The following is a 24,628-nucleotide window of genomic DNA, read 5'->3' as shown; positions in this document are numbered from 1 at the left end:
GTCTTCCATCCTTCGATTTATTGCACCGCGAAGACAATATCCGCGCCTTCGGGAAGAATGGGATCGAGGAAGTTGTACGCCAGGGGGAGCACGACAGCGGAAAAATACTGCAAGATGAAGGAGTTGGCAACACTGTTACCCAGGAGACGAAACAGCGGCAGGTCAATATTGCGTCCTCCGCGGAGGATCATCAAGTTCCAGAGGAGCGACGCGACGATGCCTACCACCAGCGCGCCAAAAAACAGGCCGAGAATGGTGCCAAGAATGCGATCAATATACTCCAGGCTCCCCGCCAGGCGCACGTAGCGAAAAGTGTACAATCCGGCGATGGCGAGCAGGACAAAACTGAAGAACAGCACCAGGAAAAAGGCCAGGTACTGGCCGACGAAGCGGTCGGCGTCGAAGTTGCGCACAAAAAACTCGCCCAGGGCCGGATAGTACAGACTCGCCAGCACCAGGGACAGGTAGAATGCCAGCATCAGCACCAGCAGGCGAATGGCGCCCTGGAAAAAGCCGGTTGCCAGCGTGCCGAAGAAGAGCAGAATCAGCAGAATATCCATCAGATTCACGCCGGTCCTCCTCAAGGTGCACCTATCGCCTCCCGGCGGGTACGTTATTGGATTATAGCATAGGCCCCATCTACTACCGTGGAGTTTCCGGCGCACGCCGGCTTCCCTGAGGCGCGGCGGAGAGGAATGGGGAAACCGGGTTTCCCCCTCCCCCTGCCCGTGGGCGCGCGCCAACGCCCGCAACGTCGGGATGAAAACACCGGCAGCAGACTATCGGCTATCTGTTATTGGCTATCGGCTATTTTCACATCAGCCAGCTATCAGTCTCACGACATTTGACTAATCAACTATCCAGGGTAGGATAGGCGCAGGCGGCGCATCCGGGCGCCGCATTTCGTTGAAGAGGAGTCAGAACCAGCGATGGGCACGACAACCTCCACGCGCCCTGTTGCGCACGCCACTGCCGCCACCCGGCCGGCCACCGGCGCCGTTCCCACGCTCGCGCCCCTGTCGCCTGCGGAGGTGCGCCGCGGGATGCGCATCTCGATCCTCGAAGGAGCGATCGCCAACGTTCACATTACGATCACCGGCGCGATCGGCGGCAGCGTCTTTCTCACCGGCTATGCCTTACTGCTGGGCGCAAATAGTTTCCAGCTCGGCCTGATGGGCGCGCTGCCCTTCATTGGCCAGGTGTTTCAGTTCGTCGGGGCCTATCTGGAGGAGCGGACGGGCACCCGGCGGGCGCTGGTGCTGTATGGCGCGCTGGCAGGGCGCTTGATCTGGGCGCTGCTGCTGGCGCTGCCCTTCCTCAGCTTTCTGCAGGGGGCGCACCTGGCAATCTTTTTTGCAGGGCTGGCCTGTTCCTACGCCTTCAACGGCATCGCCGCCAACGCCTGGATGAGCTGGATGAGCGATCTGGCGCCGCCACAGCGACGCGGGGCCTACTTTGGAGTGCGTAACACCGTGGCGGCGCTGGCGGCCATGGCCGCCACCTTTTTTGCCGGGTGGACCCTCGACGTCTTCCGCGCCCGGGGCCACGAGGCGCCGGGATATGCGGTAATCTTCGGCGTGGCGGTCCTGTCGGCAGTGGTGGCCGCAGCGCTGATTGCCCGCCAGCCCGAGCCGCCTCTGCGGCCCGCGGCCCGCGTTAACCCCGCGGCGCTGTTCGGCGCGCCCCTGCGCGATCGCGGCTTTCGCCATTTTATGCTCGCCGGAACGGGGTGGGCGCTCGTCACAGGCATTGCCATACCCTTCTTCAGCGCCTATGGGCTGAACACGCTCAAGCTGAGCTTTGCCACCCTGAGCCTTACTGCCATCGTCACCAGCGCCGTATCCCTGGTCTTCGGGCCGCTGGTCGGACGGCTACAGGACCGCTGCGGCTATCGGGTGGTGCTGGTCGCCTGTGTGCTCGGCACCGTGCCCCTCCCCTGGGGCTGGGTACTCTCGACGCCAACCAACATAACGCCGCTGTGGCTAACAGCGATCTTCTCCGGAGTGTTCTGGCCGGGGTTGAACCAGGGGCTGGCGAATGTGTTGATGGAACGCGCGCCCGCCGACTGCCGCGGAGCGGCGCTGGCCGCCTATAGCGCCGCGACCGGCCTGGGAACGCTGGTGGCCGGGTTGCTTGGCGGCGCGCTGGCCACGCTGCTCGCCGATGCCCACTTCAGCCTTGGGCCGATCACCCTGGCCGGCCTGGCCTGTCTCTTCGCCCTCACCAGTCTGGGGCGCGCGGTAATGGCGGCGGTCTTCTGGAAAACCCTGTGAGGTGAAGAGCGGCGCGACATTCGCTTCAGGGAAAGGGTTCGATGGCAGCCGGGCCGTCCCCGATGGCGACATGGCGTTCGCCGTAGCGGCTACACCGCCACAACGAACGCCATATCTGGAGTTCGGGGCTTTCTCGGAAGCGATCACATCAGTGCCGAGACGCCGAGGTTCTCCGACGCCCCGACGCTCATCCAAGGGCTTCCAGCAACAGGTCGCCCTCCTCGGGCGAGATCCGGCCCTCGGCAACCATGCGCAAAATGGCTTCGCGCTCGCGCTCGATGTTGTCGGGCCCGGGAGGCGCCGGCGGCGTCTCGATGCGAATTGTCTGACCCGTGGCGGGCGGGGGCGGGGGCGGAGGCGCGCCAGGCGGAGGCGGGGCGCCGGGCGGGGGCGGAGGAGCGTCGGGCGGCACGCGCATACGGCTGAGGGCGCGCTCGACTGCTTCGAGAGCCCCGGCCAGCCCTTCGGCGGCGGCGCGGCGGGCCTGTTCCTTAATGCGCTCAAGGCGCTGAGGATCGAATTGCCACTCACGCTCGTTGATTTTGACCCGCACGCGGGCCTTTTCCTCGGCGCGCCGGGCGCGTTCTTCCATGACGCGGGCGTGTTGCTCGGCCCGCCGCTGCAACTCACGGGCTTTAGCTTCAACCTCGCGCGCGAGATCCTCGGCCCAGGACGCGCCGCCAATCGCCCCTTCGCGGGAGAGGGCGGCGGCGATCTCGGCCCCGATCTGGCCGCCGATGCGCCCCAGTTCGCGGCCCAGTTCGCCCAGCTCGCGTCCGAGCGCGGCCCAGTCGCGTTCAAACTCTGCGCCAACGCCGGCCTCGACGCGCGCGCTGCGGCTGGCGGGTCGAGAGGCGTCAATACGCAGATCGCCGCTGACGGTGAGATCGAGGCTGGCGGCCCCGGCGCCGTAGCGTAGATTGAGGCGCTTGCGCCCATCCCCTTCGCCCACCGCGACTCCGCGAATGTCGCCCCCCACCACGGCGGTCAGGGTAAGGTCCGGCTCGCCGAGCAGGGTCACCCGGGCGTCGCCGCCCACGAGGGTGCGGGTGCGGTTGGTCGGAGCGAAGCTGGCGCGCAGGGAGAGATCGCCGCCGACATTGGCGAGAGTCAGCGTGCCTTCGAGGGAGGCCAGGTCGGCGTCGCCGCCGACGTTGCCGATCTCGACCTGGCCGCGAGCCCGTTCGATCTCCAGATCGCCGCCCACCGAACCGGCTCGCAGTGCATTGACCTGGACCAGGCGCAGATCGCCGCCGATGTTGCCCAGGTCCACCCGGGCGCAGGGGCCGTCGAGGTCGGCGTCACCGCCCACCTGGCCCGCCTGGAGCGCGCCCAGGGCGCCGTCAATCTCCAGGTCGCCGCTGACGCTGCCCACGGCGACCGTCGCTTCAGCGGCGGCGCTCACCCGCAGATCGCCGCCGATGCTGGCGGCGCTGAAACGTTCGCCCAGACCGGCGACGCGCGCGTCGCCGCCCACCTGTTCCACCTGCGCCGTATGAAGCGCCGTAAGGCGCAGATCGCCGTGCACGCGGGTCATGACGGCCCGCCGCACCCCGGTGAAGGTTGCGTCGCCGTCGCAGACATCGAGGGTGATGGCGGCGCGGGCGGGGGCGCGGATCAGCAGATCGCCAGCGCGGTCAATCACCACTTCATCGTTTTCCTGATACACTTCCCCTGGCGCGACGGCCCGCACCAGGATGGCGTCCTCGTCCCAGGCTTCGACCCGCAGATCGCCCTGAACCGCGCCGATCCGCACGCGGGGTTCGGGGCCAGCGGGAAAACGCTGTTCGGTCATTGATACGCTCCTCTGGAGGGAAACACCTGTAGCGTTTCTCGAAAAGATTTCAGTGCCTCAGCGCCTCAGCGCCTCAGTGCTCTACTCCACCAGCAGCTCGACGCGCTCGCCCTCCTCGAGATCCTGCCACTCCAGCAGCCGCCCGGGGCCGCAGCGTTGCATCGCTTGCAGGAGATCTTCGAGGGCCGAGCCGTGGAACTGCGGCGCCAGCCGCGCGCCCAGGCGCAGACCGACATTCACCAGCCCTACAGGGACGGTGACATTGGCCTTGAGACGACCGGTATGCAGATCGCTCACCCGGATGCGCACCAGGCGCGACTGGACGCGCCCGGCGGTGCGAGCGTCCCCGGCCAGGGCGTCGAGCAACTGGGCCGCCTCGTCGGCCGAGATCTGGCCCGCTTCAAGCAACTTCAGGATGCGTTCACGCTCGTCACTGGTCAACATAGGGTGTATCCATCCCAGCGTAGGGCCGAAGCGTTGGCGTAGCCAATGCTTCAGCCCTACGCGCCCTTCAACAGCTTCATCGCCTCCTCGACGCTGATCTCGCGGGCGGCGAGGCGGTCGAGGATCTGGCGACGATCGGCGCGCCCATCGCTTTCCGGCGCGCCGCCCAGGGCGGCGACGATCTCGTCGAGGCGGGCGCGGGCAGTGTTGTAGGCGATGTCCAGCTCGCTGGCGAGCTTCTGGATGTTGCCGCGATTCTTGACCATGCGCTCGACGAAATCGAGTTGTTCCGGACTGAGGCGGCCGATCCACCCCAGGCCGAACTGCCCCTCGATGACGATCCCGCTCTGCGGGCACTCCAGGCGCGTGACGATCAGTTCGCCGCCGCTTACCGGATCACGCGTGATAAGACGGTGCATCGCTTGCTCCTGTTCCAGCCGAGAGAAATCCGTAGGCGCGCTTCAAACGAGCTTGACGGTCTGGCCTCTGCACCTCCACGGTTCTGCCGACGGGTCGTGTGGAGGTGTGGAGGTGTGGAGGTGTGGAGGTGTGGAGGTGTGGAGGTGTGGAGGTGTGGAGGTGTGGAGGTGTAGCGGAATGGCAAGGCGCGTTGCACATCGCCTTGACGGTCTGGGCTTTGCCTCTATACCTCTACAGGTATGCCTCCTTCTTTACAATTTGATTATTATCACCATTTTATTCGGCTCAAATTGCCATTCATTGGGTTATTTTATGAGTTTTTTCAAAAATTGTCAATGGGATTGGCGACTTTTTTAGGCTTGCGTGAAGTCGCGGGGGAGGCTCACACCCTCAGCGAGGGCGCGGGCGCTCAGGGTCGCCCCCTCTCGCGCAGATGTGCTATAATCAGCGTCAGGACGCCCTCGTTCTCTGCGGAGAGGGTCCAGGAGAGGTTCGCCCTTTCAGAAACATCCCGGTCCTCCCGGTGGCAGGGCGAGAGATCTTCGCCCCGGCAAGGCCGCGCAGCGAAACCATGGCAAAGGGCAGCAACAAGGGGTCACGCAGCCGGGCGCCGGCAGGCAAGGGGCGCACCGGGCGCCGGGGAGCGCGGGTTGCGCCGAAGCCCCTCATCAGCCTGCGACCGGAACACCAGCGCGACCTGTTCGCCCTGACGCTGATCACCGTGGCCGCGGTGACGATCATTTTTTTCGTTACCGGCGTGGCGGGCGGGGTGGGAGCGCTGTATGTCGAGACGGTGCGCCGGGCCTTCGGCAATGGGGCGATCGTGGTGCCGGTGACTCTGGGCCTGCTGGGGCTGGCGATTCTCATCCAGGAGCAGTTCCACGACGCCAGACTCAGCGGAGCCACCTTCGCCGGCATCGGGATGATCGTCCTGGCCGTGCTGGCGCTGCTGGAGTTTCCGGCCCACGCCCGCGCCCTGGTCGAGCGCGGCCACGAGGGCGGAGGCTGGTTCGGCTTCTGGATTGTCGAGGGGCTTGACCGCGGCATCGGGCGCCCGGCGGCGGTGCTGGTGAGCCTGGTGCTCGGCCTGGCCGGGGTGCTCCTGACCTTTGACCTGACCCTGCGCGAGTTGCTGGGAGGAATGTACGCCCGCCTCGGCGCCTTCTGGGAGGTGCTGTGGAGCGCGCCGCGCCGTTCCGCCGCCGGACGCGACGCGCCCCGCCCCGCCCTGGCCGACGCCGATCTGCCCTTCACCCCGCCGCCCCAGGGCGACGATGATGATATTGTGCCTACGCCCATCGCCGCGCGGCCCACGCGGGCCAGCCTCTTCCAGCGCCCCGGCGAGCCGCCCGCGCCCGCAGCGGCCAAAGCGCCGCCGTCTCCCGCGGCCCAGGCCCCCCCGCCCGCGCCGCCTCCTCCCGCGTGCGACCCTCCCGCCGCCCCCGCAGGTGTTGCCACGCCACCCCGTGAGATCGTCCAGGAGGCCCTGGAGGGTTTCGATGTCGCTCCGGTCTACCGCGCCTGGCCCCTGCCCGGCCTCGACCTGCTCGACCCGCTCGTCCCCGAGAGCCGCATCGGCGACAATGAGATCCGCCGCCTCTCGCGCACCATTGAGGACACCCTCGCCAGTTTCAAGGTCGAGGCTCAGGTGGTCAATGTCAACCCCGGCCCCGCGGTGACCCAGTTCGAGGTGCAGCCGGCGGTGGGGGTAAAGGTGAGCAAGATCACCGCCCTGGAGAAGGACCTGGCCCTGGCTCTGGCGGCCCCTTCCATTCGCATCGAGGCGCCCATTCCCGGCAAGTCGGCGGTGGGGATCGAGATCCCCAACTCCTCGATTGCCGTGGTGCGCCTGCGCGAGGTGGTGGATAGCGAAGAGTTCGAGACCAGCCGCGGGCGCCTGAAGCTGCCCCTGGGCAAGGACATCAGCGGCAATCCTGTCGTCGCCGATATGACCCGCATGCCGCACCTGCTGGTGGCCGGCGCCACCGGGTCGGGCAAGTCGGTGGCGATCAACGCCTTTCTCTGCGGGCTGTTGCTCAAGCATACCCCCGATGAGTTGAAGCTGATCCTGGTTGACCCGAAGATGGTCGAGTTGACCGTCTACAACCACATTCCCCACCTGCTGGCCCCGGTGGTGACGGAACTGGAACGGGTGGTGCCTACCCTCAAGTGGGCCGTCCGCGAAATGGAGCGCCGCTACAAGATCTTCGCCCGCCACGGGGTGCGCAATCTGGAGGGCTTCAAGCAACTGGCCCGCAAACGCTCCGACCTGGAGCCGATGCCCTACATTCTCATCGTCATTGACGAACTGGCCGACCTGATGATGCTGGCCCCCGATGAGGCCGAGACCTACATCTGCCGCCTGGCGCAGATGGCCCGCGCCACCGGCATCCACCTGATCATCGCCACCCAGCGTCCCTCGGTGGACGTGATCACCGGCCTGATCAAGGCCAATTTCCCTTCACGCATCGCCTTCGCGGTGACCTCGCAGGTGGATAGCCGGGTCATCCTTGACGGCCCCGGCGCGGATATGCTCCTCGGGCGCGGCGATATGCTCTACATGGCCGCCGACTCGGCCAAACTGGTGCGCATCCAGGGCACCTTCGTGTCCGACCGCGAGGTGGAGCGCATCGTCGAGTTCTGGCGCAAGGCCACGCCGCCCGAAACTGATGCAACGAAGCCCGGCGGCAGTCTCGGCGTCAACGGGCCGCCCTTCAGCGGGACGCTGCCCGGCCCGCGCCCTGCCGCGCCGGGAACAGCCCCCGCTGCGCCCGCCGCGCCTGCCGCTCCCGGCGGCGACGAGGCGTTCAAGCCTCCCGCCGAGTTCCTCAGCGCCGACGAGCAGGACGCCCTGCTTCCCCAGGCGATTGACCTGGTGCGCCAGCACCGGCGCGCCTCAGCCTCGCTGCTGCAACGCCGCCTGCGCATTGGCTACAGCAAGGCCGCCCAGTTGATCGATCTGCTCGAACAGCAGGGCATCGTCGGCCCCGCCGAGGGCGGGCGCTCGCGCGAGGTGCTCCAGCCCGGCAACCCGCCCCCCGGCGCCGCTACGCCCGATGAGGAGTGAGCGGAACTCGCACCCTGCATTCCCTGCGACACCCAACATTTCGCCGCCCTCCGGCGTATAATGAAGGAAGTACTCCGCAGCGAAGGGGAAGCGCCCTATGTCCATCGAAACGTTCCGCGACCGCACGCGGCAAATCCTTGACAATCTGTTGAACGAGACTCCCAAGGCTGATCGCTTCGAACTGATCGAGGTGTATGCCGACCTGATCACTCAGCTCCATGCCGCCGAGGCCCATTCGCTCCTCAACGAGGTGATCAACGACGCCCGCACGCGCCTCGATGCCCGCCTGTCGCCCGATCCCGTGCGCCAGACCATCGCTGGCGTGCAGACCACGTTGCAGGACCTCTGGAATGCTCTGTGGCGCTGAGGGGGGAACCAGGCCCCCCCGGTGGGGCAACCTCGACGGTTGCCCTGCCAGACGGCCCGGGCGGCAGCGATAGGGGAAACCTGGTTTCCCTAGATCCCGCCAACCGGCGTTGGGGAGTCCTTCCTCCTGACGGTGGAGAAGGAGGGGGCCGGGGGGAGGGTGAGGACCACAAATCCCCTGTTGTCACATCAGAAAGGTTACCCTATGCCAGAACCGCTGCTGATCGCCAGGGGCGCGCAGGACGTGCATCTGCTCCCCGCCATGGCCAACCGGCACGGCCTCATTGCCGGGGCCACGGGCACCGGCAAGACGGTGACCCTCCAGGTGCTTGCCGAGCAATTCAGTCGCATTGGCGTGCCCGTCTTCGCCGCCGATATTAAGGGCGACCTGTCGGGCATCAGCCAGCCCGGCGCGGCGAAGCCGAAGATCCTCGAACGCATCGAGAAGCTCGGCTTGCCCGCCTACACCTGGGAGGGCTGCCCGGTGACCTTCTGGGACGTGTTCGGCGAGCAGGGCCACCCCATGCGCGCGACGGTCTCGGAAATGGGTCCGTTGCTGCTTGGTCGCCTGCTCAACCTGAACGAGACCCAGGCCGGGGTGCTTACCCTGCTCTTCCGCATCGCCGACGACCATGGCATGCTGCTCCTCGATCTGAAGGACCTGCGGGCCATGGCCCAGTTCGTCGGCGAGAACGCCCGCGAGTTTACCACCACCTATGGCAACATCTCGGCGGCGAGTGTGGGGGCCATCCAGCGCAATCTGCTGGCGCTGGAGGAGCAGGGCGCGGCGGCGTTCTTCGGCGAGCCGGCAGTGAGCCTCGATGACCTGTTGCAGACCGACGCCCAGGGGCGCGGGGTGGTCAACATCCTGGCCGCCGACAAACTCATCCATGCCCCGCGACTCTACGCCACCTTCCTGCTCTGGCTGCTCTCGGAGCTGTTCGAGCAACTCCCCGAGGTGGGCGATCCCGAAAAGCCGAAACTGGTCTTCTTCTTCGATGAGGCTCACCTGCTCTTCAACGACGCGCCCGCGGCCCTGCGCGAGAAGATCGAACAGGTGGTGCGCCTGGTGCGCTCGAAGGGCGTGGGGATCTACTTCGTCACCCAGAGCCCCGGCGACATCCCCGAGTCGGTGCTCGGGCAACTGGGCAACAAGGTGCAGCACGCCCTGCGCGCCTTCACCCCGAACGACCAGAAGGTGATCAAGGCTACCGCCCGCAGCTTCCGCCAGAACCCCGATCTGGACCTTGAGACTGTCCTCACCGAACTGGGGGTGGGCGAGGCGCTGATCTCGTTCCTGAATGAAAAGGGCCAGCCTGAGGTGGTGCAGCGGGCCATGGTGGTCCCGCCGCGGAGCCAGATCGGGCCGATCACGCCCGAGCAGCGCCAGGCGCTGATGCGGACCAGCCTGGTGGCGGGGGCCTACGACACAGCGGTGGATCGCGAGTCGGCCTACGAGAACCTGAAGGCCCGCGCGGAGCAGGCGGCTGCGGCAGCGGAGGCCGAGGCGGCCCGCAAGCAGGCGGAAAAGGAAGCCGAGGAGGCGCGGAAACTGGCGGAGAAAGAAGCGAAAGAGGCCGAGCGGGCCGCCAGGGAGGCGGCAAAGGAGGCCGAGCGGCAGCAGCGCGAACTGGAGCGGCAGCAGCGCGAACAGCAGCGCCAGCTCGAGCAGATGGCCAGAGGGGCCTTCAAGTTCCTCACCAGCCGCAGCGGGCAGTCGCTGGTGCGCGGCATCCTGGGGAATCTGACCACGAAGAAGTGAATGGGCCTGGGAGGGCCTGGCTCTTCCGGACCCGAGGCGCAACCTGGAGGGTTGCGCCTACTGTCCATGCCAGTGCAGGGAAACTTGGCGTCCCCACCTCGTCCAACCAGCTGTCAGATGTATGAGGGCAGGCCGCGCTCACGCTTTGCGCTGGCGTTGCCAAAGCCAGCGCTCGAAGGAAGCTGGGCTTTCCAGGCTCTCCTGATGCGTTTCAAAACGCTGTTGACTAAAATGGTAAACCATAGTAGACTATCCATCGTAAGCCCAAAAAGACCATCTTAATAAGAGGGTTTAGATGATGCTCCTTTTCGGGCAGCACTTGAGGGATGTCCGTCTTGCGCGCGGATTGACGCAAGATGATATCGCAAAACGATTAAAGGTCTCTAAGGGGTACATTTCTCGCCTTGAAGCAGGCAAGGCGCGTCCAGCACGAGCAACCGTCCTGCTGCTTGCTGAAATCTGCGGGACAGATCCTGGGCCGCTACTGATCCTTGCGGGTTACCTTTCAGGAGAGGTTCAAGAGATCCTAAGGGAACATCCCGTCGAAGCTACAGCGCTCCTAAGGAAAGCTTTTCGCTCAGAAGCCTATAGAGAGGATCGCGCTACCGTCCCTGCAATTGTTGCTGAAACCCGGGAAGTCTACCAACCTGGTAAAGCTCAATACGAACTTGTTCAGGGGGATTGTTTTGAGTGGATGGAACGTCGTGAACCGAATAGCGTTCATGCTATCGTCACAGATCCCCCCTATGGCTTGAAAGAGTACACCCCCAAAGAGCAAGCAAAACTTCGGAACGGGCGCGGCGGGGTCTGGCGGATCCCACCCGCAATCGGTGGAAGCATTCGCCAGCCTCTGCCCAGGTTCACCGTTCTCAGCAAGGAAGAAAAGCTGCAACTTACCGAATACTTCCGGGATTGGGGCCAACGCGCTCTACGAATCCTCGTACCAGGCGGACACGTTTTCATCGCCACGAATCCGCTCCTTTCGCAACATGTCTACATAGCACTGATTGAAGCCGGATTCGAAAAGCGCGGCGAGATTATCCGTCTAGTTCAAACGCTCCGTGGGGGCGATCGTCCTAAAAACGCGCACGACGAGTTTAAAGATGTCACAGTTATGCCCCGGTCTTGCTGGGAACCCTGGGGCCTCTTCCGAAAACCCTGCGAGGGTCGTGTTCAAGACAACCTGCGAAAGTGGAAGACGGGAGGACTTCGTAGGGTCTCTGACGATCAACCGTTTTGTGATGTCATCAAAAGCTCTCCCACCCGCGCCGTTGAACGCGAAATTGCTCCCCACCCCTCCCTCAAACCGCAAGCGTTTATGCGCCAGATCGTGCGCGCTGCCCTTCCACTGGGTGAGGGCGTGGTCCTTGACACCTTTATGGGAGGAGGATCAACCATCGCTGCTGCGTGCGCTGTTGGATATGCAAGCATCGGAATAGAAAGTGATCCGAACTTCTTTGCTATCGCAGAGGAGTCCATTCCCAAACTGGCGGCAATCGTTTCAAACGGCGATCCCGGAACCCGTATGGAAGAGCCAACCGAACCGGAGAGCGTCCAGCCAACACTGTTCGATTAAGGTGATACTATGACATCGAGCCTGTTATTTACGGCTCTGCCAGAATATGTCTGTGGGGGTCCAACACCCACATTGGGAAGACGGTAGAGGAAATTGCGCCTGAGTTTCTCAACTCCAGACGTAGTTATCGACGCCGTGGGTGTTCTGCGGGATGTCCCCTTTCGGCCTGAAAACGACCAGTCTGAAAGCTCGAGTCTGGCACAGAGGATCTCGATGAATGTCAGGGGGAGAGACTCTCCATCGGCTTGTTCACCGATTGCATAGCGAAACACCATCAGCCAGCACTCTTCTGGATTATGACCTTGCCAACCTCCCCGTTGAATTGACGATTTGATTTCGATCCCCTCGGCTCCTTTCAATACGAGATTCGATGAGTAATAACCTTTTGGAAGAAGATCGGGATGTCCTCCGACTTTCATGTTCACCTCGAGTTTATCAGATGCCCGCGCGATATTCTTGACGAGGAATTCCGAGATTATGCCCGACAGCGAGTTGCCGAGGATCAATTCCTCTAGCCGACGGAAACCGCTGTTTTGAAGGAAATCGTTTAATCCGTGAAAGAGCCGATATGTTTCGGCGACCGCCTTCTCAACCTCCTCTACCTGCAGACCGTAGGGGAGAATCACACGGCGGTTTATATAAGCGGGGTCGAGCTGGGTTGGTCGCATCACGATGCGTCTTTCTTCTTTTAGTCGGCTAACGGTCGGCTTCGTCCACATCGCGTTGTGAAGCTACCCGCCGATCCTGTCAAAACATCCGCGCAGGGCATTGGCCGTCAAGACGCCGTTCTTTCTCTCATCCCTCACCCTCCGGCTTTTCTGAGCTTTCGTCAGGACCCCGCCGCCGCGGGTAGGCGGCCCACAGCGCGCCCAGGAAGAAGAACCCGACGAAGGCCCAGAGACCCGGCCCCTTCCAACCGGCCAGTAACCCGATCAAGAGCGGCCCCCAGAAGAAGATCAGCAGCAACCCCAGCGCCGCCAGCGCCCAGGGCCATGCCTCCCGCAACCGGCCGTTGGCCAGGAGCGCCAGGAGTTCCGCGGTGGACATCTCCGCCTCGAACCGGACGCCTTTCTCAACGCCGTGGAAGACGTGCGCGCCCGCACGCTTCTGCCCGAAGTTGTCTTCGGCGCCGATGTGGAGCTGCGCGCCTTCCCTGGTGTAGGTATTGCCGCGCATCTCGCCGCGAGCGGCAATCACGGCGATGCCCACGATGAGCATAATGATCGAGACGATTAATCCGATCACGGCTATGACCATGGCTGCCCCCGCATCATTTCGGATTTTAGATTTTGGATTGTGGATTGTCGGATAAGGCGCGGGCCATGCGCTCAGCCGCCTGCAACCAGACGCGCGCCCGTTCCGGCGTTGGCTGCTGAAGGGCGATTTGGAAGTCCATCACCACGTCGTTGTAACCCTCGACAATAAAACTTTCACCTGACTGAAGCAGCGATTCGACGGTCTGGCGAAACGCTGCGTCCTGCGCGCGCCGGGTCAGCTCGGAGACGTATTGAGGAGCGCAGACCAGCTCCAGGCCGAGTGGACGCAAGATGTCCAGCCTGTTCTGAGGCCGTGATAAAATCGCATCATCGTGCAGCGACCGCGCGGCGGTCGAAGCAAGAGGCGGGGTGTAGAGCAAAAACCTCAGGTGGTGTGGAACTCGAATGGTCATAGATAAGAAAACGAGCCATGAACCATCGCTCTTCAATTCAGCAGGGAAAGCAATCCCAATCCAATGCTGACTTCTGGGCGCTATGTATTCAAAATGTCGGCGGTACAGGCTCCAGAATGCGGGTCGCCTGAAGCCTGCCTCGAAAAGCGTCGGCGCGATCGCGGCCTGGTACCGGCGTTTCAGATCAGCGAACGCGTGATCGAGCAGCCGTTGTTTCATATACAGGGGTGCGAAGAGCAGGGCAAGCAGCACGGTGAAGCAAAGCAAGACGACGACGATTGCAAAGGATAGCGTCTGGCTTGCCGAAATCGTTGACACAGCGTTCTTCCTTCGCGATCTGTTTGTCCTACCCGCGGCGGGCGCGCGCCCCGGCGCAGCAAGGACGATCCTGAGGCCGCACGGGGAACAAGGATTGCAGGGCCCACCCGCACGCATGCCTCCGATCGGCAACCCGGGGGTTAAACCCGGTCTTCATTGTACCATCCCGGTTCTCGCTATAGCGGTCCTCTTCAGGTTGTGAAGCCCGGCGTAGCAGACGTACCCGTAAGGACGCAGCGCGCTGCGTCCTTACGCCCGGCCGCTGTGTAGATCTGGCGTAGGACTGCTATATGGAGACGCAGGGCTGATGCAAGGTTCGTCTTTAGCATTACAACGAATTTTTGCCCTGTGCCGCATCAGTAAGCCGTATACATGTCACCCTGAGCGGAGACGCAGCCGGAGCGAAGGGTTTCGGCATGGCATCACAGCCAGGATTCCTCGCTTCGCTCGGAATGACAGCTCTTGTTGTAATATATGAATATTAAGAATATAAACCGGTATTCGCCCTGTAGCCCGGCGGCTGAAGCCGCGGGCTACCGATGCGAAGCCCGCCTTCGCAGGCTATACCGGATTTGATTTCTAATCTTCATATTAGCAGCGGGTTTGGAGCGGCCTGGCCGCCCGACAAGGTTAGCGAAAAACGCGGAGTTTGGGGTTCGCCCTCGTTGCCAGGGCCGGCACAGGCTCACCATGCCACATTGGAACGGAGAGTCGGCCATGGGTTGAAGGTCCCCGCATCCTGCGCACTCTCCCAGGTTCTCGAAAGCCATGTCTCTCAACCATAATCTGACCCTCCAGCCCGGCGCGCTGCTCGCCACCGCGCCCGCCTCAATGTGCATCGAGGAGCTTAATGCTGCACTGGCGCCCCACGGCTTGTGCCTGCCGATCTTCCCGCTGACGCCGGGGAGGTCCCTGGCCGACCTCGTGGCGCGCAATGCCGGCGGGCGACGCTTGCTGCGCTACGGCCCCATCGGGCGCTACGTGCGCGCGGCCACGCTCGATGCCGGCGCCGCCGAACCTCTCGTCGTGGGTGGCCCCACCATCAAGCGCGCCACCGGCTACGGGCTGCACCGCGCCCTTGCCGGTGGCGCCCTCGACCTCGGCGCGCTCCGCGATCTGACCTTCAGCCTGCGCCCCCTCCCGGCGGCGCGGGAGGCGCGCCTGTTCCGCTGCGCCGATGTTCCCGCCGCCTGTCGTCTGGCCGCGCGCCTGCTCGCCGAGGGCCTGGCTCTGAGCGCCCTGGCGGTGGCCGACGCCAGCGATGCGAGCCTCCTGCTGGCCGAACTGGAGGGCCGGCCCCCCGTGCTGGCGCGCCAGGTCGCGTTGATCGAGCGCCTGGCCGTCGCTGCCGGGGCGCGGAGCGTAGCCAAACCTGTCCCCTGGGCGCCCTGGGAGCGTCTGGCCGCCGCGGGCGCCGACCTGGCCATCAGCCTCCCTCGCGCCGCGCTGCCGGCCTTCGTGGAGACCGCCCGGCGCCTGGCGCGTCGCTACCGGGCCGCGCTGGCGCTCTGGGGCGACGCCGGGGTGGGCCGCCTCTGCCTGCGACTGACAGCGGTTCACCCCGGTGAGGCGGCCCAGTTCGTCGCGCTGTTGCGCGCCCGCGCTGCCGATGCCGGTGGCAGCCCGGCAACCGAGGAGGGGCCGCCGCCCACCTCGGTCTGGCGCTTCACGCCAGATGAGCCGCTGGCGTCACCCGCGCCTGCGCCCGTCCTCGCAGGGGCGCGCGGCGCAGCCTTCCTCGACGCCCTCGCTGCCGTGGTCGGCCCGCGCTACCTGCTCACCAGCGCCGAGGCTCTGGCCTGCTACGAATTCGACGCCTCCAGCGCCCGGCCCGCCGGCCCCGCTCTGGCCGTCGCTCTCCCCGCTTCCACGGCGGAACTGGCCGAACTGGTGCGTCTGGCCGCGGCCCATGGCGTGCCCGTCGTCGCGCGGGGGGCCAGCAGCGGCCTGGCCGGGGGCGCGACGCCAACACCCGGCGCCCTGGTGGTCGGGCTGAACCGTATGCAGCAGATCCGCGTTGACCGGGAGCAGCAGGTTGTCCACGTGGAGGCCGGCGCGATCACTGCCGAGGTGCAGCGGGCCGCCGAGGCCGTGGGCCTGTTCTACCCGCCCGACCCGTCGAGCCAGAGCGTCTCGACCATCGGCGGCAACCTGGCCTGCAACGCCGGTGGCCCCCGCTGCGTCAAGTACGGTGTGACCGCCGACTATGCCCTGGCCATCACCGCTGTGCTGGCCGATGGCCGCATCGTTCGCTGGGGCGACGGTCTGACCGGCCAGGGTCCCGATAACGGGCTGGCGCAGCTCCTGATCGGCTCAGAGGGCACGCTGGGGATCATCGCCGGAGCGACGCTGCGGCTACTTCCCCTGCCGCGCAGCCGGCGCACCGCGTTGGCGCTCTTCGCCAGCCTGGAGGCGGCCTGCGCGACCGTCGAGCAGATTATGGCCGCCGGGATCGTGCCGGCGGGCCTGGAGTTGCTAGATGATACCACCCTGGCCGCGGTGGAAGCATATGCGCCCGTTGGCCTGCCCCCGGATACGGGGGCCATGCTGCTGATGCTCGCTGATGGCGAGCCGGAGGACGTCGAGGCCGACACGGCGCGCCTGGCCGACCTGGCGCGGGCCGGCGGCGCGCGGGAGGTGCACCTGGCCCGCGACGCGGCTGAGGAGGCCCATCTGTGGAAGGCCCGGCGCGCGGTGTCCGTGGCCCTTGGGCGGGTGCGCCCCAATCGCCTCGGCGAGGACATCTGCGTGCCCCTGCCGCGGATCGCCGAATGCGCACAGCGTATCAAGGCCATCTCGGCGGCCTGCGGCCTGCCGATTGCCATCTTCGGCCATGCCGGCGACGGCAATCTGCACCCCAACATCCTCTTCGACGCGCGGAACCCCGTCGAGACCGCCAGGGTCTGGCCCGCCGCCGAGGCGGTCTTCGCCGCCGCGCTGGAGGTGGGCGGCACCCTGTCGGGCGAGCACGGCATCGGCATCCTGAAACGACCCTTCATGCCCCGGGCCCTCGGTCCCACCGCCCTGGCCGCCCAGCGGCAGATCAAAGCCTGGCTCGACCCGCAGGGCCTGCTTAATCCGGGGAAGGTGTTGCCGGACTGATACGATTTTGGATTTTCGATTTTGGATTTTGGGATTGGTGATTGTGGCCTATGGAATACCGCTGAGATCTGGCGCTGACATGTATGCAGTTTATTCAACAGTAACGCATGTGGCCGCGCCGTCCGCTTCACACTGCCGCAGCAGTTCGTAGAGCATCACGCCGGTGGCGACGGCCAGGTTGAGGGAGTCGCTGCGCCCGCGCATAGGGATGGCGACCATCAGATCGCAGAGGGCCTGGTGGGCGGAAGACAACCCTTCGCGTTCGCTGCCCATCAGCAGCACCGCCGGCTGGGGGTAAACGATGGACTGGAAGTGTGTGGGCGCCCTGTCGGAGGTTCCGATCAGCGGCAGGCCGGTGGCCCGTTTCCAGGCAGTGAACTCCTCCCAGGAGGCGCGGACGAGGGGCAGGGCGAAGACGGCCCCCATGCTGGCTCGCAGGGCGGCGGGGTCGTAGGGGTCTACGCCCGGACCGAGGATGATCACCCCGGCGGCGCCCACGGCGTCGGCAGTGCGGATGATCGTCCCCAGATTGCCCGGATCGGCCGGTTCGAGCAGCGCGACCGGGCCGGGGCGTCGGTCGCGGGGCAGGTCGGTCAGGCCGGTAAAGCGCCAGCGCACCACCGCCGCAAGCCCCTGGGGATCCTCCTTCTGCGCCAGGCTGGCGAAGACCTCAGGTGACAATTCGAGGACGGAAGTGCCAGCGGCGGACTGCGCGGCTACCAGCTCGCGGGCGAAGGGACTGGTCAGCAGGGCAGGAGCGACCAGTAGATGCTCCACCTCCGCGCCGCACTGCACCGCCTCGGCGACCAGGCGAATGCCCTCGACCAGGCACAGCCCGCTCTCCTCGCGGGCCTTGCGCTGTCGCAGGGCGCGGAGGCGCTTGATGGTCGGGTTGGCGAGGCTGGTGATCATGGTTGTTTGAGTATGGGGAAACCTGGTTTCTTTATACCCCTGTTCATCTCATGCCCCTCAAACCGGCCCTAGGGGCCGGCTTCGAGCAATGCGGCGGCGCACTTCTCGCCGGAGATTATGGCGGCATTGATGCTGCTGGCTTCGGTGAACTCGGCGGCGAAGAAGAGGCCGGGGCGCCCGCTGCGGTTGTCGGGCAGGCCGGGATGTATGCCCGGCGGCTGGGCAAACTGGGCGTAGGGGATACGGTAGATCCGCAGGGGGCGGTAGCTTTCGAGGGCCTGCAGGGCTGCGCGGTCGCCAGCGAACATACAGCGCAGATCGGCTCGGGCGCGGGCGAACAGTTCTTCATCGTCGAGGGGCGGCACGCCGAGCACGGTCGCGCTGAGCAGATGCATACCAGGGGGCGCATAGCTCGGCGCTACGTTGCTGATCAGCACGGCGTTGTTCACGAACGCGTCAGGGGCGGCATTGAGCAGCAGCTTCTTCCCCCGGTACAGTTGGCGCGAACCGGCGAAGTAGAGGTTGGTCGTGCCAACGCAGCCTTCGGGCATGGGCAGGCCGCTCAGGCGGGCCGCTTCGGGGGCGGGCGTGGCCACCACGACCGCGTCGCCCGTCACCCGGCTGCCATCGGCAAGCGTGACGCCGGTAACCCGTTCCGCCTCGCTGATCAGCGCCGCGACCCTGGTATTCAGGCGGATGCAGCCGGCGGCCTGCAACTCGGCAGCGAGCTGGCGGCTAATGGCCCCCATGCCGCGAGCCGGCACCACCGTATCGCCATCGCTGAGCATCTTGAAGTCGAACTTAAAGCACTTGGCGCTGGTGGCGAGGGAGCGGTCAAGAAAAATACCTCCGTAGAACGGGCGGAAAAAGCGCTCAATGGCCACGCGGCTGAAGCCTCGTTCACGCAGGAAGGCCTCGGTCGGCTCGTCAGGGCCGGCGAGGAGGTCATCTACGCTACGACCGCGGAATTCGGCGGCGAGGGACAGAGTGCGGAGCTTATCGGCAGGGCCGATGACCAGGCTGAGGGCCGCGCTAAGGACCGCGGCGGGATCGTGGTCACGCAGCGGATCGGTAAGGATGGCCCGGCGGCCGCCTTCGCAGACGATAGCTCCGGGATCAAACCGTTGGAGATCAAGGTCCGGATAGCTAAGCTGACGACGCGCGGCGGGATAGGCGGTAAAAAGCACCTGGAAGCCGCGGTCGAAGATGAAGCCGTCGTGGGCGTCGGAGCGCACACGCCCGCCCACATCATCGTCGGCCTCAAAGACGGAGACCTGATGCCCGGCGCGCAGCAGCGTGCGCGCGCAGGTAAGACCGGCCAGACCGGCGCCGATAACCAGAACGTGCATATCGCATCAAGTGCGCCCGCGCCTCCATCGGTGATGGCCGCAGGCGTGACAGGGCGGCGCCGCGCGCCGCCACGGAGTCTCGTGCATTGCCTGGAGTATACCACAGGGCGCTGCGTGGCAATTCGGGTTCATCGGCGCGTGACGGGTAGCCTAACCGTTGTAGAGCGACACTGGAAAGGTTGCGCTACCGCTTCGCGCAAACGTTGAAACCTATCGTAAATGTTTTTACCACATTATTAACGATTTTAAAAATCGGAAACAATGTAATTTTTACCAGCAAACGACTTGAATTGTGGAATGGTTTGACGTACAATGCGATGACCATTAGCAATAGTACGAAGTAGCTAGCGGAGGGCCGCGTTACACACCCTCGTTGCACCCTGCGTGGCGCCTCGGTCACGCCTGTTTTGCTCATGGCCCGTAGCAACGAGGAGAATAATGTTGCCTCGCATCAACCGTCATGCCTCACCACTCACGTCCGTTCTCGTTCGACTGCTCTTCCTGCTCAGCCTGATCCTGGCGACGCTGCCCGGTGGCGGATCACTCCAGGCCGAGGGCAGTCGCAATCTGTTCGACGACCCGGCGGAACAGGTGGGCTATCGGGCATTTCTGGAGTGGCATGCCACGCTGACCACCGCCGGCATTCCACGACAGTCAACCATTAAAGCCTTCGTGCGCGCTGGCGAGGAAATCTTCATCGGTTCCAGCGTGATGGGCTTCGGCCAGGGTGACGTGATCATTCGCGCGCCCACCGATCCACCGGGGACCTGGCCGCCGCGTCCTGACGCCAGACGCTGCACCCAGCGCGCCAGCGGCATTCCAGGCTACGGACTGATTGAGAACCTGGCCCAGGAACTCGCCGGACCCCAACCGGCGGCGGGGGGGTACGTGCCCTGTGTGGTCAGCGCGGCCGAAACAACCGCCGCCGGTGATGGAATCTGGGAGTTCGACTTTATCAGCGCGAACCCCGATGCTCCCCCGAATAACAACCCGGCGCCGCCAATTCGGATCACCGAGGAGTGGGCCGGTCGCGTTGCTGATCGCCAGAACTACACCATCGCTGCCTGGGACGTGAGCGTTCGCCAGCCGCCCGGCCCCGGCGGTGCGCCCGGCGCGGAGATCCCCGGCCGGGTGTTCGCCAACTATCTGGCGCTGAACATGGGCGGCAATGCCGGCAATGGCAATCCGCTCGATGTGGGCCTGTACAGCCAGTTCTACATCCTGACCTCTGACGGCTATGGCTATCAGGTGGATATGAATGGGATTGACCCGTTTGGATTCATCTTCTTCGCCAATGCCAAGGGCATCACCGACCTTGCCGGCCGGCCGATCTATCGCTCGCTGCAACTCACCGGCAGCAACCTTGAACAGACCATCCCGCCGGGTTACACCATCTACAACCCCCGGTTGCCCGATAACTTTGCAACTAACGATATTACTCACAAGATCTTCTTCGACTTGAACGGCCCGGACCCCACCATGCCGGCCAGGGCGCGCTCGGCGAGCGGTGAGACCTGGCTGCTCACCACTCCGCAACCGCCGCCGCAACCGGCGAACTTGACCTTCGTCGGCGAGGAGGGCACGCCCGGTCAGGCCGGCACCAACCCGCTTGGCGGCTACTTTATCTTCGAAAACACGGGCGGCACGTCTTACACATTAATTCTCGACCTCAATCGCGACGGGATCTTTGGCAATGCGAACGACCGCACCATTAACGGCCCCGCCGACAATGGAACCAATCGCGTGTACTGGGATGGCCTTGATGGAAATGGCGCCAGGGTTCCTGCCGGCCCACTGTCGTTTAGCGCCCAGTTGCAGGTGAACCGCGGCGAGGTACATTTCCCCTTTATTGATGTCGAGAACCACCAGAATGGTCATCGTCTGCGGCGCGTCCGTCCGCCTGCTGCCGCAGGCGATCCCGATCCGAGTCTGGTGTACTACAATGATGCGTATAACTACACCGGCAGCGGCGCCTACGACTTCTCCCCATGCGCGGCAGGCGATGCTCCACCCCCGCCCGAGCGCGACCAGGTGGCCGATCCGCGCTGCTATGGCGCGTCAATTGATGCCCGGCGCGTGCTTCAGGGCACGCCCTCGGTGGCGCCCGGCCTTCCCGGCGCCCATCGCTGGACAACACCCGCTGGCGGTACAACGACCCAGGGCTTCGGCGACCGGCGCCTGATTGATACCTGGACCTATCTGCCCTCTCGGCCAGTAACGCTGACCGGCCAGGTGGTGCTGGCTGAAGCTGATCTCTCGGTCGAGAAAAGCCAGAGTCCGCCCACCCTTACTCCGGGCGGAACGGTCACCTACACCGTCGTGGTGCGGAACAATGGCCCCAGCCCGGTCACTGGCGCTCGCGTCCGGGATGATGTGCCCGCTGCGGTTACCGGCGTTACCTGGACCTGCGCCGTTACTGCTGGTACGGGTCGTTGCGGCGCTACGACCGGCTCGGGAAATCTGATCGAAACGACGGTGGATCTCAACCCCGGCGCGGCGATAACCTACACCATCGTGGGACGGCTCAACCCCGACGCTGCGGGTACACTCTCCAACACCGCCCAGGTGCGCCGTCCGAACGACAATACCGACCCGGATCTGAGCAACAATACTGCCACCAACATTGCCCCGATTGCAACCGTAGCCGATCTCGAACTGAATAAGACCCTGGCTTCGCCGCCGCCGCTGCGGGCCAACAGCGTAGTCACGTTTACCATAACTCTGCGGAACCGCGGACCGGGCCAGGCGACCGGCGTCACCGTCAGCGACCGGCTGCCCGATGGGCTGCGCTTCGAGCGCGCGTCTACGACCAAAGGCGGTTACGATCCCGCTTCTGGCGTCTGGACAGTCGGAACTATGGCCCGCGATGAAGTTGCCTCGCTCACCATCGCCGCCTTCTGGAACGGCCAGCCGGTCGCCAATACGGCCCAGGTGAGTACATCAGATACGCCGGACCCAGACAGCACCCCCGGCAACAATGACCCGAACGAGGATGACCAGTCCAGTGTGCGCCTGCCGCCCACCGTGGCCGATCTGGAGTTGACCAAGCGGGTCAATGCGCCGCGTGTGAACGTGGGCGCTAACGCAACCTTTACCATCGAAGTGCTCAACCGCGGCCCTGACCGGGCCACTGGCGTGCGGGTGAGCGACCGGCTGCCCATCGGCCTGAGCTTCGTGTCCGCCACCCCCAGCCAGGGCAGTTACGAGCCGAACAGCGGTCGCTGGGACGTGGGTGCGCTCGACCCGAACGGGCGCGCCACGTTGACCCTGGTGGTGACGGTGCTGGGGACGGGGCCGTTCGTCAACGTCGCCCAGGTCAGCGCCTCCGACCAGTACGATCCTGACAGCACGCCGAATAACGACGTGCCAACCGAGGACGACCAGGGCTTTGCGGTGGTTGCCGGCGATCTGGCCGATCTCTCTCTGGTCAAGACGGTTGACAATCGGCAACCTCGCGTTGGTGAGACGATCGTCTATACGCTGCTCTTGCGCAACGACGGCCCGAGCGCTGCCACCGGCGTCGAAGTCACCGATCGCCTGCCGGCGGGTCTGGAGTATCTCGGACACGAAGCCGGTCAGGGCGCCTACGACCCTGCTTCAGGGCGCTGGAGCGTGGGCAGCGTGCCGTCCGGCGGCGCGGCAACTCTGCGCATCACTGCACGAGTCCTGAGTTTCGCCCGCATCGTCAATACGGCCGAGGTCACGCGATCTGACCAGCCGGATCCAGACAGCAGACCCGGCAATAACGATCCGACGGAGGATGACCAGTCGAGCGTGGCGCTCGATCCGCAGAGCGCCGACCTATCGCTGACCAAGCGAGCGAATACGACGCGCCCATCACTCCGCAGTGAGGTCGCCTTTACCATCGAACTGATCAACAGCGGCCCATCGGTGGCGACCGGCGTCCGTGTAACCGAGCGGCTGCCCGAGGGGTTGACCTATCTCCGCCACACGACCAGCCAGGGCAGTTACACGCCGGCTACTGGCATCTGGGAGGTCGGGCGCGTCGAGATCGGTACGCCAGCGACCCTGGTGATTACGGCGCGTGTTGATCGAGCCGGGCCACTGACCAACCTCGCCGAAATCACCAACTCCGATCAACCCGATCCCGACAGCGTGCCGGATAACGGTCAGCCTGGCGAGGACGACAGCTCCAGCGTGACCGTGCAGTCGCCCCTGGCGGACCTGTCGGTGAGCAAGCGCGCTGTGCAGCCGCGTCCGAACGCCGCGGGTGAAGTCGGCTACGTGATCGGGGTGCACAATGCCGGCCCCGATATCGCCACCGGCGTCCGCGTTGGTGAGAACCTGCCCCCCGGCGCCACCCTCATCGCGGCCACCCCCAGCCAGGGGACCTACGCCGCCGGGGTGTGGGATGTGGGCGCCCTGGGCGTGGGTCAGAGCGCCACGCTCGCGATAGTGATTCGCGTGTCTGGAAGCCCGCCATTTGTAAACACAGTCGAAGTGATCGCCTCGGATCTGCCCGATCCCGACAGCACGCCAAACAACGGCAATCCCAATGAAGACGACTTCGCCAGCGTGTCGTTGCCCAGCGGGGTGATTGACCTGGAACTGGACCAGGCGCCGGTGCAGGCGATCGGAAGGCTCAACAACGGCGCCCTGCTGCGGATCAACCTGGTGAACCGGGGGCCGGATACGGCCACCGGGGTTGAAGTCGAGAATCTGCTGCCGCCGGAACTCGCCTTCGTAAGCGCCGCGCCGTCACAGGGCGCCTACGACCCGCGCAGCGGACGCTGGATCGTGGGAACGCTGCCGCCGAATGGCGCGGCCTTCCTGCTGATCACAACCAGGGTGCTATCTGGCGACAACCGCGAGATCACCAACTTCGCCCAGGTGTCGCGGGCCAACGAGTTCGACATTGACAGCACCCCCGGCAACCGTCCGGTTCCGGTACGGGTTGAGGATGACGAAGACGTGCGCCGCCTCAGCTTGCTGACGGCGGTGACGCTCAGACGCTTCACGGCGACCAAGACGCCGTCGGGCGTGCTGGTAGAGTGGGAGACAGGGGTGGAGTTCAACACGTCGGGCTTCTACCTGTACCGCAGCAGTGACGGCACGCGCGTCACGGCCAGCCGCGTGACGCCAGGCCTGATCGCGGCGCGGGGCGGCAGCAGCGGGGCACGCTACAGCTTCCTCGATACCGGCGCGACGACTGGCGGCGTGTACACCTACTGGCTGGTCGAAGTCGAACGGGGCGGCCAGACCAATGAATACGGGCCGATCACGACCGTCAATGCGAACCTGGTCTGGCTGCCGGTCCTGCGGCGGTGAGGGACGCCCGGCGGAGGACCTTCGCTCGTGCTGAGGGGGATGGGGTCACGTGTCGTCCCATCCCCCTCCCGGTTTGGAACCGCCGGGTTATTCTCCTGCCGAGTGTGACGAAAAGTTCTGCACGTGCCGCGGTACACCGGCCCGCCGGGAGGCTGATGAACGTTAAGAAAATATTCCGGTATCACCGAACGCTGCGGGCTAATGAAGATTAAGAAAATAGTCCGGTATTCCTGGGCGCTGCGGGCTGCAGCCCCGGCTGAGGTCATAAAAGACCCTCCGGGGCTTC

The 24,628-nt window shown here is 65.1% G+C and carries 16 protein-coding genes; 7 read left to right on the top strand and 9 right to left on the bottom strand.

Annotation, left to right across the window (positions count from 1 at the left end):
• Positions 1 to 17 precede the first annotated feature (17 nt).
• Positions 18 to 560, bottom strand: coding sequence for a CvpA family protein (locus tag NZU74_01870; GenBank protein ID MCS6880056.1), 543 nt, complete (start codon positions 558 to 560; stop codon positions 18 to 20).
• A 369-nt stretch (positions 561 to 929) separates the two neighbouring features.
• Between NZU74_01870 and NZU74_01865 the strand changes: the two genes are divergently transcribed.
• Entirely contained in the window at positions 930 to 2,273 is a 1,344-nt protein-coding gene (locus NZU74_01865; protein MCS6880055.1) for an MFS transporter, read from the top strand.
• A gap of 187 nt (positions 2,274 to 2,460) precedes the next feature.
• Here the strand turns inward: NZU74_01865 and NZU74_01860 are convergent, their stop codons facing one another.
• The 3 genes from NZU74_01860 to NZU74_01850 form a co-directional block, all read right to left on the bottom strand.
• A complete protein-coding gene (locus NZU74_01860; protein ID MCS6880054.1) occupies positions 2,461 to 4,068 on the bottom strand; it encodes a hypothetical protein in 1,608 nt (535 codons plus the stop codon).
• Between the two features lie 81 nt (positions 4,069 to 4,149).
• A complete protein-coding gene (locus NZU74_01855) occupies positions 4,150 to 4,512 on the bottom strand; it encodes a hypothetical protein (protein ID MCS6880053.1) in 363 nt (120 codons plus the stop codon).
• A gap of 56 nt (positions 4,513 to 4,568) precedes the next feature.
• Complete coding sequence (locus tag NZU74_01850; GenBank protein ID MCS6880052.1) at positions 4,569 to 4,931, bottom strand: DUF2089 domain-containing protein; 363 nt, start codon at positions 4,929 to 4,931, stop codon at positions 4,569 to 4,571.
• A 572-nt stretch (positions 4,932 to 5,503) separates the two neighbouring features.
• Here NZU74_01850 and NZU74_01845 point away from each other — a divergent pair.
• The 4 genes from NZU74_01845 (at position 5,504) to NZU74_01830 (ending at position 11,703) form a co-directional block, all read left to right on the top strand.
• Entirely contained in the window at positions 5,504 to 7,999 is a 2,496-nt protein-coding gene (locus NZU74_01845; protein MCS6880051.1) for a DNA translocase FtsK, read from the top strand.
• A gap of 97 nt (positions 8,000 to 8,096) precedes the next feature.
• A complete protein-coding gene (locus tag NZU74_01840) occupies positions 8,097 to 8,366 on the top strand; it encodes a hypothetical protein (protein ID MCS6880050.1) in 270 nt (89 codons plus the stop codon).
• Positions 8,367 to 8,570: 204 nt separating this feature from the next.
• Positions 8,571 to 10,127: a DUF853 domain-containing protein gene (locus NZU74_01835; GenBank protein ID MCS6880049.1), complete on the top strand. Its 1,557-nt coding sequence runs from the start codon at positions 8,571 to 8,573 to the stop codon at positions 10,125 to 10,127.
• A gap of 295 nt (positions 10,128 to 10,422) precedes the next feature.
• On the top strand, positions 10,423 to 11,703 hold the full coding sequence (locus NZU74_01830) for a DNA (cytosine-5-)-methyltransferase (protein ID MCS6880048.1): 1,281 nt from the start codon (positions 10,423 to 10,425) through the stop codon (positions 11,701 to 11,703).
• Here the strand turns inward: NZU74_01830 and NZU74_01825 are convergent.
• From NZU74_01825 to NZU74_01815, 3 genes are all read right to left on the bottom strand, one after another.
• Positions 11,700 to 12,374, bottom strand: coding sequence for a hypothetical protein (locus tag NZU74_01825; protein ID MCS6880047.1), 675 nt, complete (start codon positions 12,372 to 12,374; stop codon positions 11,700 to 11,702). The two genes, NZU74_01830 and NZU74_01825, sit on opposite strands and share 4 nt — an antisense overlap.
• Positions 12,375 to 12,498: 124 nt before the next feature.
• The gene (locus NZU74_01820; protein ID MCS6880046.1) at positions 12,499 to 12,960 is read right to left on the bottom strand and encodes a hypothetical protein; all 462 of its coding nucleotides are present in this window, start codon (positions 12,958 to 12,960) and stop codon (positions 12,499 to 12,501) included.
• A gap of 25 nt (positions 12,961 to 12,985) precedes the next feature.
• The gene (locus tag NZU74_01815) at positions 12,986 to 13,690 is read right to left on the bottom strand and encodes a hypothetical protein (protein MCS6880045.1); all 705 of its coding nucleotides are present in this window, start codon (positions 13,688 to 13,690) and stop codon (positions 12,986 to 12,988) included.
• Positions 13,691 to 14,458: 768 nt separating this feature from the next.
• Between NZU74_01815 and NZU74_01810 the strand changes: the two genes are divergently transcribed.
• On the top strand, positions 14,459 to 16,792 hold the full coding sequence (locus NZU74_01810) for an FAD-binding protein (GenBank protein ID MCS6880044.1): 2,334 nt from the start codon (positions 14,459 to 14,461) through the stop codon (positions 16,790 to 16,792).
• Between the two features lie 90 nt (positions 16,793 to 16,882).
• Here NZU74_01810 and NZU74_01805 read toward each other — a convergent pair whose 3' ends face one another.
• Together NZU74_01805 and NZU74_01800 are read right to left on the bottom strand one after the other, a co-directional pair.
• On the bottom strand, positions 16,883 to 17,704 hold the full coding sequence (locus tag NZU74_01805; GenBank protein MCS6880043.1) for an RNA methyltransferase: 822 nt from the start codon (positions 17,702 to 17,704) through the stop codon (positions 16,883 to 16,885).
• A 68-nt stretch (positions 17,705 to 17,772) separates the two neighbouring features.
• On the bottom strand, positions 17,773 to 19,053 hold the full coding sequence (locus NZU74_01800; protein MCS6880042.1) for an FAD-dependent oxidoreductase: 1,281 nt from the start codon (positions 19,051 to 19,053) through the stop codon (positions 17,773 to 17,775).
• 438 nt (positions 19,054 to 19,491) lie between these two features.
• Between NZU74_01800 and NZU74_01795 the strand changes: the two genes are divergently transcribed.
• Entirely contained in the window at positions 19,492 to 24,342 is a 4,851-nt protein-coding gene (locus tag NZU74_01795) for a DUF11 domain-containing protein (protein MCS6880041.1), read from the top strand.
• The last annotated feature ends 286 nt before the right edge of the window (positions 24,343 to 24,628 follow it).

Source organism: Chloroflexaceae bacterium (assembly GCA_025057155.1).
Lineage (GTDB): Bacteria > Chloroflexota > Chloroflexia > Chloroflexales > Chloroflexaceae > JACAEO01.
The sequence above is the reverse complement of the archived record's forward strand: the minus strand, read 5'-3'. Positions and strand labels throughout refer to the sequence as shown.